This window comes from Geoalkalibacter sp., from assembly GCF_030604225.1.
Classification (GTDB): Bacteria; Desulfobacterota; Desulfuromonadia; order Desulfuromonadales; family Geoalkalibacteraceae; genus Geoalkalibacter.
The window spans coordinates 1-11132 of record NZ_JAUVWH010000108.1 but is presented as its reverse complement, the minus strand read 5'-3'; the positions used below and the strand labels follow the sequence as shown (position 1 = coordinate 11132).

Below are 11132 nucleotides of genomic sequence, written 5' to 3'. Positions count from 1 at the left end.
GCCGCCAGCCCTTCGGCGGCTTTGGCCTTTCAGGCACCGGCACCAAGGCCGGCGGCGCCGACTATCTGCTGCACTTCATGGAGCCGCGCTGCGTGACGGAGAACACCCTAAGGCGCGGTTTCGCGCCCATGGTGGTGGATGAGGAGTAAACAGGAAGGGAAAAAGAATCAGCGCCGGACCAGCGCTTCGGAAAACTGGGGGTCGGTTCGGAGCAGGTAGTTGGCGAGGAAAATGTAGTCGTCGACGGCATCGCGCTTCCCGTCGCCGTTGAGGTCGAAGCGCGGATCGGCGCCGCCTTGGCGGAAAAGCTGGAAATCGGCCTCGTCCACCCGTCCGTTGCCGTCGAAATCGATGTCACGCAGGGGCGCGATGACCACCGGCACCTTCAGGGTCTGGCCCTGGGCGATGACGAACACCGAGGCGTCCCAGGCATCCTCCTGGGGCAGGGCTTCCAGAACCCAGCGACCATCGACGCCGCGAAACAGGCGCCGCACGCTCAGGTTGGTCAGCACCAGATTGGGCGCCGTGGCGCCACCAAAAGCCTGCAGGATCAAGCGCATGGGTGTTTCGCCGTCGGCGACGGCGATGGCGGGTCGCTGCACGATTTCGTTGGCGACCGGCCGCCGGAACTGGTCGAGAAGCATTGTCAGATCCTGGCGACCCGCCATTTCATTGAGCCGTTGCAGGGGACCGGCGAAGGGCTTGAGCTCGGCGGGAGCCGGGGCCGGTTGACCGCTGGAGGCAGGGGGGCGAAAGGACGGTTGCGACGCCGGCGCCCGCGAAGGCATGCGGGACTCGGGCGGCGGCACGATCACCGGCGGCACAAAAATCGGTTCCTCGGTGGGTGGCTCAGCCGGCATTTCCGGTGCCTCGGGGGGCGCGGACTCCGGCGGGGGCTGCGGCGCCGAACGGGGCTGCGCCGTGGGGCCGAAGCGCAGGCCCGAATCCTCGACGCCCAAGCCCGGGTCACCGCTTTCCAGCGGCGAAAACTGCCCCCAGGCCAAGCCCAGCGGACCTGGGGCCGGCATTACGGACAAGAGGCCCACTACCAGAAGGCAGAGGGACAGAATCATACTTGGAAAAAAGTTCAGCCGCCGCATGGGTGCGATTATACGCATTTCGCCAGACAGGGAAAAGAGAGAAACGGCCGGAAAGGGAAGCCAAGGAGGGCAAGGGCGACAGCGCGGGCGAAACCGACCGCGCCGTCCTGCATTTTGCGCTTACTTCACCCGCTCCACGGGGTATTTGGCCTGCTGCCAGGCAAGAATGCCGCCCGGGTGGCGCACGACGTTGGTGTAACCGAGCTTTTTCGCCCACATGGCGCCGTTGTGGCTGCGAGTGCACTTGGTGAAGCCGCAGTAGAAGACCAGCAGACGATCCTTGTCCTCGCCGAGCATTTCCAGGAATTTGGCCTGGGTGGCCTCGTCGAGTTCGGTGACTTCGGGAATGGGAAACTCGAACTGGACCGCGCCGGGAATGTGGTTTTTCTTGTAGCTCGCCTCATAGGGCATGGTGTCGATGAGCAGCATGGGCTTGCCCGCATCGATCCAGCCCTTGAGGTCCTCGGTGCCGACCACGCCGTAGCCGCCGCGCGCCACTTCCTGGGTGAAGGTCACCACCGCCTTCTCTGTGGTCAGGTGATCCTTGAACCAGTCGTTGGCCAGGGCCGGAGCGGCACTGCCCAAGGCGGCCAGCAGGGCCAGAAGAACCATTCCTTTTTTCATGGACACATCCTCCTTGAGAATCGGGGTCAAGCCCCTTGAAAAATTCTTTGCGCCCAGAACCGCCGCCGGATCCACAGATAACCCACCGCCGCGAGCATGACCAGATCCCGCAGCAGCGCTAGCAGCACCCCGTGCCGCCGCACTTCGTCATCCAGGGAAAAGCAGCCGCACGGCACCTCCAGCCCCTGCCAAAGGGCATAGCCGAGCACGCCGATGAACACCAGCAACAGCGCGCCGATGGCCATCAGCCCTTTGCGACGGCCGAACAGGGCGGCCAAGCCGGCTCCTACCTCCAACACCGCCAGCAACAGCGCCGCCGGATCGATCCAGGCCGCCGGCAGCAGTCCGTAGCGCTCGATTTGAATGGAAAACGCATGGAGATTGGCCAACTTGATGACACCGGCGGCAATAAACAGCCCGGCCAAGCCCCAGAGCAGCAAAGGGTACCAAAAGCGCTCTCCGAGAAAGCGCGTCCGAACACGGCCCAAACTCAACACCTGCATGAAACGCCTCCTAAAACCCGGCAATTTTAGGGAGAACGCTTCGGCAAAGCAAATAGGAAGTTTCGAACAAAAAGATACTTTATATCGGAATCTTCGATAGCCCTTTAACGCTCAACCTTCCCTGAGCCTCCCTTCCTAGCTGAATTTTTATCCCTTACTAACCCCAACCTAACCTGCCCCCCCTAGAGTTCTCGCGTTTTCATCCGTTGCCGGCGAACGCCGAAGTTCAACCATCTCTTTTCAGGAGAAAGAAATCATGCAGATCAAGGTGAAAAAATCCATCGCCGCCCTGGCGACCCTCCTGGTGCTGCCGAGCGCCGGCTTTGCCGCATCGGTCAAGGTCGACGAGGCCTTGCAGCCCTATAAACCCGTGCAGGGCGTTTCGGGCAATCTTAAAAGCGTCGGTTCGGACAGCATGAACAATGAAATGACCCTTTGGGCCGAAGGCTTTCTCAAGCATTACCCCAACGTGGCCATTGAGATCGAAGGCAAGGGGTCCTCGACGGCGCCCGTCGCCCTGGTGAGCGGCACGGCGCACTTCGGCCCCATGAGCCGCGAAATGAAGGGCAAGGAAATCGACGACTTCGAGAAACGCTACGGCTACAAGCCCACCGCCCTGGGCACCAGCATCGACATGCTCGCGGTTTATGTGCACAAGGACAATCCCATCAAGTGCCTCAGTCTGCAGCAGATCGACGCCATCTTCTCCAAAACCCGCCGCGGCGGTCACGCGAGCGACATCCGCACCTGGGGCGAACTGGGCCTCACCGGCGAGTGGGCCAACCAGCCCATCAGCCTCTACGGCCGCAACGCAGCCTCGGGCACCTACGGCTTTTTCAAGGAAATCAGTCTGTTTGGCGGCGACTACAAGGATTCAGTGAAAGAACAGCCGGGGAGTTCCTCGGTGGTGCAGGGCGTAGCCAGCGACAAATTCGGCATCGGTTACAGCGGCATCGGCTATCGCACCGCGGACGTGCGCCCCGTGCCCTTGGCGAGCGGGGCCAATGCCCAATGCGTGGAAGCCGAGGCGCAGAATGCCTACACCGGTGAATATCCCCTGGCGCGTTTCCTCTATGTCTACGTCAATAAAAAGCCCGGCGTTGAACTCGACCCCCTGCGCCGGGAATTCATCAAGTACATCTTCAGCCGCGACGGCCAGGAAGACGTCGTCAAGGACGGCTATTACCCCGTCCCGGCAACGGTGGCGGCCGAACAGCTCAAATCGGTCGGCATCGAGTAATTCACCCCAGGCCACCGGGCGGCGTCTTGCCGCCCGGTCCTTCACCGATTCAAGGCCCTGCCGATGGCACGTCAAGAGAAGTTCACGGGCAAGCAGCGCCGCTACCAGACCCGGGGGCACGTCAAAATAGCCGACCTGGCAGCCCGCGTAAGCATCACCCTGGGCGGCATCGGCACCATATTGGCCGTTATAGGGGTGTTCGTTTTCCTGTCCTACGTGGTGGTGCCCCTGTTCCTGCCGGAAAAGATCACGCCTCTCAAGAAGCTTTCCACCATCCGTTCCGACCTCCATCAACCCGGCAACCTGCTTGCAACCGACGAGCATCTGGTCATGGGATGGATTGCCGAACAAAACGGAAGCCGCCTGGTGTCCTTTCGCCTGGACACGGGCGAGGTTCTTGATCGCGTGGAGCTTTTCGCCGGCGAAACACCCCTGGCCCTTAATTACCTGGCTCGCGAACAATTGCTGGTCGCCGCCTTTGCCGACGGCCGTATCCTGCTTGGCCAGATTCAATTCGACACGCGATTTCTTCACTCCGAGGACTTGCCGTCCAAGGTTGAAACCCTTCAGCCCGGCGAGCGAGCAGCCTTCGATGGGGGCATCGTCGAGCGCACGCCCATGGGGCAGTTACGTTTGCAGAAACTTGCCGTCAGTTTCGAGCCACCGATTGAATCCGGCGTTTCGGATATCATCCTGATCGATGTGTCCCGCCGACCCGGTGGACCGGTCATCAGTTTTCTGTCCGCCGACGGCAGCTTGCATATCAAGAGCCTGACCAGCCGCCGCAACCTGCTCACCGGCGAGACCATCACCACCCTCGCCGGCGGCTCCATGCAAATGCCGCATGTGGAGGCAGGACTGCCTTCCTACCTGCTGCTGAGCGGCGTTGCCGACAATGTTTTCGTGGTCTGGGAAGACGGCTACCTGGTGCGCGTCGATGCTCGCGATCTCGTCGCGCCGGTGGTCGCCGAGGAACGCCGTCTCCTTGAGGAGGGGGGGCGGCTGACCAGCTTTTCCTACCTTATCGGCAAAACAACCCTGGTGACGGGCGACTCCCTGGGCCGGATCCAGACCTGGTTTCGCATCAAGCCGCAGGATGCCGCCACGGTGGATGGCGCCCTGCTGGTCATGACCCATGACCTGGGCCAGGGGCCGGCGGAAGTCACCAGTTTGGCGCCGTCCCTGCGACGTCGGGTTTTGGCGGCGGGTTTCGCCGACGGCACCACGCGCCTCTTTCACGTGACCAGCGATCAACTGCTGTCCGAGGAAAAGGTCGGCGAGGGTCCCGTCATCAGCCTCGCCCTGGCGCCCAAGGACAATGCCTTTGCCGCCTTGTCCGCAAGCGGCCTGGGACTTTGGAGCATCGATGCGCCCCATCCGGAAACCACCTGGACGGCGCTGTTCGGCAAGAAGCACTACGAGGGCATGGAGGATGCGCGCCACGTCTGGCAATCCTCCAGCGCCACCGACGATTTTGAGCCGAAATATGGGCTGATTCCCCTGGTGTTCGGCACCCTCAAGGCGACCTTTTACTCCATGCTGTTCGGCGCGCCCCTGGCACTGCTGGCCGCCATTTACACCAGTGAATTTCTCGTCGGCCCCCTGCGCTCGCGCATCAAGCCGGTGGTCGAGATGATGGCCAGCCTGCCGAGCGTGGTGCTGGGGTTCATCGCTGCATTGGTGGTGGCACCGTTCGTCGAAAATCTGGTCCCTAACGTCCTCGCCGCCTTCTTTACCATTCCCCTTGCCTTCGTCGCCTCCGCCTACCTTTTTCAAATGCTGCCCGCGCACCTGTTCGTGCGCTGGTCGCGCTGGCAGTTTCCCTTGCTCTTCTGCATCGCGCTGCCCGGGGGCATCATCCTGGCCAATCTTGCCGGACCGCTCATGGAATGGCTGCTCTTCGCCGGCGACATCAAGGGCTGGCTCAACGGCCGCATCGGCACGGGAACGGGAGGCTGGGTGCTGATGCTGTTGCCGCTCAGCGGTATCCTGGTCGCCTTGATCACCAGCCGCTTCATCACGCCGCGCCTGCGCAATTTCACCCTCCAGCACAGCCGCGGACAGGCCGGGCTGATGGAAATGACCAAATTCCTCTTGGGCTTGATCGCCACGGCTTTGCTGGCCTGGCTGCTGGCCGGGCTTCTCAACGGCCTGGGCTTTGATTCGCGCGCCGACTTTCCCCTGATCGGGCCGGTGCTCGATACCTACGTGCAACGCAACGCCCTGGTCGTCGGCTTCATCATGGGCTTTGCCATCATCCCCATCATTTACACCCTGGCCGAGGACGCCCTCTCAAGCGTGCCCGAGCATTTGCGCTCGGCATCCCTGGCCTCGGGCGCCACCCCCTGGCAAACAGCGGTGCGCATCATCATTCCCACCGCCGCCAGCGGGCTCTTTTCCGCGGTGATGATCGGTCTTGGACGCGCCGTGGGGGAAACCATGATCGTGCTCATGGCCGCGGGCAACACACCGGTTCTGGAGTGGAACATCTTCAACGGCTTTCGCACGCTCTCCGCCAACATCGCCGTGGAACTGCCCGAGGCGGTGGTCTGGGGCACCCATTTCCGCGTGCTGTTTCTTGCCGCGCTCACCCTCTTCATGATGACCTTCGTCGTCAACACCCTGGCCGAGGTGGTACGGCTGCGCTTTCGCAAGAGGGCCTATCAGCTATGAATTCCTCCAAATCCTCAACCGTTGCCACCCCCCTGGCCCAATCCCGCGTCGCCGAGCGGGTGCGAACCGGCTACCGCACCAAAACCCGTACCGCCCTGGCGGCCCACGGCCAGCCCTACGTGTGGCTGGCGGGCGGCATGCTGGCTCTCTCCCTGGCCATGATTCTTGGCCTCCTCACCCTCATCCTCGTTCGCGGAACCGGCACCTTCTGGCCGGCGCCGGTCATCCAGGTGGAGATGGTGGACGGTCGAATCCATATGGGAGAAATCACCCGTCATAGCAGCTATGTGCCCCGCGAGGAGTTGCTCCTGGCTCTGCCGGCGCAGGCCATGGGAGCGGCGCGCGCCCTGCTGGCCGCCCAGGATGGTGTCTCCGAGCGTTTCCTGATCCGTACCGGGAATTTTGAACTGACCCAGGAACATTTCAATTGGGTGAGCGACTTCGCCATCAACAGCACTTCTTATCCCCAATGGGCTCTGCTTTTCGAACGCCAGGAATGGGGCCGCTTCTACGGTATGCCCGAGGCATTTCTCATCGACGGCGAGCGGGTCGCGACGACTCCCGCGGAGGTGTGGGGCAAACTTAACGAGCACCACCGCGACGTGCGTCGGCGCTGGCAGGAACGGCGGGCCCTGGAAACCCATGAAATCGGCAAAATCAACTACGCCTTGGAGCAGGCGCGGTTGCAGGTCCGCGGGGCCGAACTTGCGGTAGAGGCTGCCGAGGGGCGCGACGGCAAGGGTTCACCGGCCCAGCAGAAGGCACTGCTTCATCTGGGCGCGGCCCAGGCGGGGCTGGCGCAACTAAGCGTCGAAGCGGACGCGGAATACGGCCGCCTGCGCGGCGAGATCAACCGCATCAATCAAGAAAATGCCCGCTTTGAAATACTGGTCACCACCGCGGATGGGCGTGAGAGGGCCTTGCCCCTGGCGCAGATCGTGCGCGCCTATACGCCCAACCAGCTCAGCCTGGGCGAGAAGTTCGGCATCTATTTCGATCGTTGGCTGGAGTTCCTGCGTGACGACCCGCGCGAGGCCAACAGTGAGGGCGGTGTCTTTCCGGCCATTTTCGGCACGGTGGTCATGACCCTGATCATGTCCATCTGCGTGGTGCCCTTCGGCGTGCTCGCGGCCCTCTACCTGCGTGAATACGCCAAGGCCGGTCCCATGATCAGCACCGTGCGCATCGCGGTGAACAATCTCGCCGGGGTTCCCAGCATCGTCTTCGGCGTCTTCGGCCTGGGCTTTTTCTGCTACCTGATGGGCGGCACCATCGACCAGTTGTTCTATTCCGCCAAATTGCCCAGCCCCACCTTCGGCACGGGCGGCATCCTCTGGGCCAGCCTAACCCTCGCGCTGCTGACTTTGCCGGTGGTGATCGTCGCCACCGAGGAATCCCTGGCCGCGGTGCCCAGTTCCATGCGCGAGGGCTCCTATGCCTGCGGGGCGAGCAAATGGCAAACCATCCGCCGCATCGTGCTGCCGCGCGCCATGCCCGGCATCATGACCGGCATGATTCTCGCCATGGCGCGCGGCGCGGGCGAAGTGGCGCCCCTCATGCTGGTCGGGGCGGTCAAACTCGCCCCCGAATTGCCCGTGGACGGCTATGCCCCTTTCGTTCATCTGGAACGCAGCTTCATGCACCTGGGCTTTCATATCTTCGATCTCGGCTTTCAAAGCCAGAACAGCGAGGCGGCGGTGCCCATGGTGTTCTCCACCACGCTGCTGCTGGTCGCCATCATTGCTCTGCTCAATATCGGCGCCATCCTGCTGCGCAACCGCCTGCGCCGCAAGTTCATGACCAGCCAGTTCTGATCTGTCCAAAGGAGTATTTCCCCCCATGCAGTTGAACCAGACTCAGGTCACGACCAACGGTTCCCCGGAGTTGCTCAAGAAACGCTCCATGGACGGGCGCCTCAAGGCCATCGCCGCGGGTGAATGGTTCGAACCGGCGGTGCATCCCGATCTCAAGCAGCAGGACGTGGTGCTCGAAATTACCGGTTTCAACCTCTGGTATGGCGCCGCCCAAGCCCTGTTCGACATCAGCATGACCATCCCCAAGGGCAAGGTGACGGCCCTCATCGGTCCCTCCGGCTGCGGCAAATCGACGCTGCTGCGTTCAGTCAACCGTCTCAACGACCTGGTGGACAGCGTTCGCATCAGCGGCGACATGAAACTCAACCAGGATTCCATCTACGCGCGCGGCGTCGATGTCATTGAGTTGCGCAAGCGCATGGGCATGGTCGCCCAGAAATCCAACCCCTTCCCCATGAGCATTTACGAGAACGTCATCTATCCCCTGCGAATCGACGGGGTGCGCGACAAGGCAATGCTCGATGAAGTCTGTGAAAAATCGCTACGCGGCGCGGCTCTCTGGGACGAGGTCAAGGATCGCCTGCAACAGAGCGCCCTGGGCCTCTCCGGCGGCCAGCAGCAACGCCTGTGCGTGGCGCGCGCCATCGCCGCCGAACCGGAAATGCTGCTCATGGATGAACCCTGCTCGGCCCTTGACCCCATCGCCACCAGCAAGATCGAGGATCTCATCGATCAACTGCGCGGCGAATACACCATCCTCATCGTCACCCACAATATGCAGCAAGCCGCGCGCGTCAGCGACAACACCGCCTTCATGTATCTCGGCCAACTGGTCGAATATTCGCCGACGCGCACCCTTTTTCAGAAACCGCAACTGACTGAAACCGAAGACTATATTTCCGGGCGTTTCGGCTGAAGCTCAGCCGCTTCCTCCAACCATCCATGCGGATTTACTTCAAAGGAGATTGACCCATGAAGAAACTTGCGTTCCTGCTGCTCTCCCTCTGCGCGGCGCTATCACTGGCCGGCGCCGCCCTGGCCGCCGCGAAGGTCACCCCCGCCCCTGATTACGAGCGGCCTGGCTTTGAAACCTATCTTGAGGACGGTCGCCTCTGGGTGTTCCACAAACATGCCAAGGATCTCAAAACCTTTCATGAACGTGGCGAACTCGCTAAATTCGTCGTGCGTCCCGCTGCCGGACCCGAGCGCATGACCCTCAAGGGCCCCGACGCCGAAACTCTCGATGCCTATCTGCTGTCGCGGCCGGGTTTCGTGACCAAGGTGGAGGAAGGCCGCCTGTGGGTCCTGCGGGATGGCTCCGATGAACTCAAACAGTTCGTGGAGCGCGGCGAACTCGCCAAATTCATCGTGCGCCCCGCCGCGGGTCCGAACGGGATGACCCTGCGGGCGCCCGACGCCGAAACCGCCGATGCCTACATGGCCTTGTTCCGCTGAAATTCTTGTCGGAGCCCATCAATGACCCAGATTTTTTTCCGCGAGATCGACAAACTCAAGGCGCAGCTGCTCGCCCAGTTCGAACGGGTCGAAAAAGCTGTTGAACTGGCCTGCCGATCCCTGATCCAGCTCAATCCCTTGCTCGCCGAAGAGGTCTTTCGCGCCGAGAACCTCATTGACGAGCATGAAATCGATCTGCAGGAAGAGTGCTTCAAGATCATCGCCCTGCACCAGCCCGTGGCCCTGGATCTGCGCTTCATTGTCGCCGTGCTCAAGTTCAACAACGATCTCGAGCGCATTTCCGATCTCGCCGTCAACATCGCCGAGAGAGCCCAAGCTCTCAAGGAACTGCCGCGGATCGACCCGCCCTACGACTTTGCCGTCATGGCCAAGGAAGTCCAAGGCATCCTGCGCTCGGCCTTCGAGGCGCTGGTCCATCTCAACGTCAGCCTGGCCCGCCACATCATGGCCGGGGACGACGCCGTCGACCAACGCCATGCCGCCAATTTTCGCCGTGTGATCGAAAACATCCAAGCGCAGCCGCAGCAGGTCGAAACCCTGCTGCACTACCTGGGCGGCTCGCGCTACCTGGAACGCATAGCCGATCTCGCCACCAATCTCGCCGAGGAAGTCGTCTACATCGCGCGCGGCGAAATCGTGCGACATCAGTATCCCCATCAGATGCAGACCGACGCGTGAGCCGTTCATGACTTCCGGACTCACGCAAAAAAAGCCCCGGGAATTCCACGGGGCTTTTTTTGCGACTCAGCGCCTTAGCCCAGATTGTTCAGGCGGCGAAAGCGCTCCACGCGTTCGATATTTTCCTGCGTCTCGACGGAGCAACGGGCAAAGGGCAAGGCCACCAGACGACGCAAGCCGATTTTTTCACCACTTTCCTCGCAGTAACCGTAGGTTCCTTCGTCGATGCGTTCCAAGGCCGCGTCGATCTGCTCAAGCAACCGCCGATTACGGAAGCGCCGCTCGAAATCGAAATGTTGCTGGGCTTCCTGGACACCCTGATCAACGAAATCGGCACTGCGGTCTATCTCACCGCGCAGTTGTTGCAGATAGAGATGATCCTCATGCAGGATGCGCCGCCGTCGGAGCAACAGTTGTTCGCGAAAATAGGCCAACTGGCGAGGGTTCATGTACGGCTCCCGCTCGCTGGGCCGATAGCTGCCGAGTTCTGTGTCGCGCATGGCTCTCTCCTTGGTTTCTGTTGGGAAGACGGGCGGAATTGAACCTTAAATCCGTTTGAATCCTGTTGGAGATTGATAAGTTTTTGATTTTTGCCTTTCCTCGCCGGCGAGTTTTGCTATGGTAGCGGCAACATCATTTTCCCCCTGGGATGTCGTCGTGACCTCTGAGCTGCCCCCCTTGCCCGAAGAATTCACTTCCCTGCTCGCCGCCGTGATCCCCGCCGACCGATTGGGCGCGGTGCTGGCGAGCTTTGCCGCCGTCAAGCCCGTGACTTTTCGCGCCAATCCCCTCAAGACCAGCGCTTCCCAACTGCGCGCCGAACTCGAACAGGCCGCCTTCGATCCGCGGCCGATCCCCTGGTATGTCGAAGCCTTCGCCGCGCCGGCGGAGATCAAGCGCGCCCTCACGGAAACGGCCGCTTTTTATGAGGGGCGGCTCTACATCCAGAATCTCGCCAGCATGCTCGCGCCCCTGGCGCTTGATCCCCAGCCCGGCGAGACGGTGCTCGATCTGGCCGCCGCTC

10 protein-coding genes and 1 pseudogene are annotated in these 11132 nt (G+C 61.9%); 7 read left to right on the top strand and 4 right to left on the bottom strand.

The genetic code is table 11. From position 1 onward, the window contains the following. Positions 1-167: 167 nt before the first annotated feature. The 3 genes from QAT43_RS11550 to QAT43_RS11540 all read right to left on the bottom strand — a co-directional run bounded on the left by QAT43_RS11550 (position 168) and on the right by QAT43_RS11540 (position 2227). Positions 168-1004 (bottom strand): hypothetical protein, encoded by an 837-nt coding sequence (locus tag QAT43_RS11550; protein WP_305043230.1) that lies wholly within the window; start codon positions 1002-1004, stop codon positions 168-170. A 216-nt stretch (positions 1005-1220) separates the two neighbouring features. Continuing rightward, on the bottom strand, positions 1221-1724 hold the full coding sequence (locus QAT43_RS11545; RefSeq protein WP_305043229.1) for a rhodanese-like domain-containing protein: 504 nt from the start codon (positions 1722-1724) through the stop codon (positions 1221-1223). A 26-nt stretch (positions 1725-1750) separates the two neighbouring features. After that, positions 1751-2227 carry a MauE/DoxX family redox-associated membrane protein gene (locus QAT43_RS11540; RefSeq protein WP_305043228.1) on the bottom strand — a complete coding sequence of 159 codons (477 nt, stop codon included), beginning with the start codon at positions 2225-2227 and terminating at the stop codon, positions 1751-1753. 256 nt (positions 2228-2483) lie between these two features. Here QAT43_RS11540 and QAT43_RS11535 point away from each other — a divergent pair, with 256 nt between their 5' ends. From QAT43_RS11535 to phoU, 6 genes are all read left to right on the top strand, one after another. After that, positions 2484-3467 (top strand): PstS family phosphate ABC transporter substrate-binding protein, encoded by a 984-nt coding sequence (locus tag QAT43_RS11535; protein WP_305043227.1) that lies wholly within the window; start codon positions 2484-2486, stop codon positions 3465-3467. A 63-nt stretch (positions 3468-3530) separates the two neighbouring features. Further along, on the top strand, positions 3531-6140 hold the full coding sequence (locus tag QAT43_RS11530) for an ABC transporter permease subunit (protein ID WP_305043226.1): 2610 nt from the start codon (positions 3531-3533) through the stop codon (positions 6138-6140). Next, positions 6137-7954, top strand: a complete 1818-nt coding sequence (pstA, locus tag QAT43_RS11525) for a phosphate ABC transporter permease PstA (RefSeq protein ID WP_305043225.1) — start codon at positions 6137-6139, stop codon at positions 7952-7954. The genes QAT43_RS11530 and pstA overlap by 4 nt, the downstream gene beginning before the upstream one ends. Before the next feature lie 88 nt (positions 7955-8042). Further along, complete coding sequence (gene pstB, locus QAT43_RS11520) at positions 8043-8870, top strand: phosphate ABC transporter ATP-binding protein PstB (RefSeq protein WP_442900250.1); 828 nt, start codon at positions 8043-8045, stop codon at positions 8868-8870. Positions 8871-8926: 56 nt separating this feature from the next. Next, positions 8927-9409, top strand: coding sequence for a hypothetical protein (locus tag QAT43_RS11515; RefSeq protein ID WP_305043223.1), 483 nt, complete (start codon positions 8927-8929; stop codon positions 9407-9409). Between the two features lie 21 nt (positions 9410-9430). Then, the gene (gene phoU / locus QAT43_RS11510) at positions 9431-10108 is read left to right on the top strand and encodes a phosphate signaling complex protein PhoU (protein WP_305043222.1); all 678 of its coding nucleotides are present in this window, start codon (positions 9431-9433) and stop codon (positions 10106-10108) included. A 74-nt stretch (positions 10109-10182) separates the two neighbouring features. On the opposite strand, the gene QAT43_RS11505 is transcribed toward phoU, so the two are convergent. Beyond that, positions 10183-10608 carry a TraR/DksA family transcriptional regulator gene (locus tag QAT43_RS11505; RefSeq protein WP_305043221.1) on the bottom strand — a complete coding sequence of 142 codons (426 nt, stop codon included), beginning with the start codon at positions 10606-10608 and terminating at the stop codon, positions 10183-10185. Between the two features lie 157 nt (positions 10609-10765). Here QAT43_RS11505 and QAT43_RS11500 point away from each other — a divergent pair. Beyond that, a pseudogene (locus tag QAT43_RS11500) lies at positions 10766-11132 on the top strand (RsmB/NOP family class I SAM-dependent RNA methyltransferase); the annotation flags it as partial.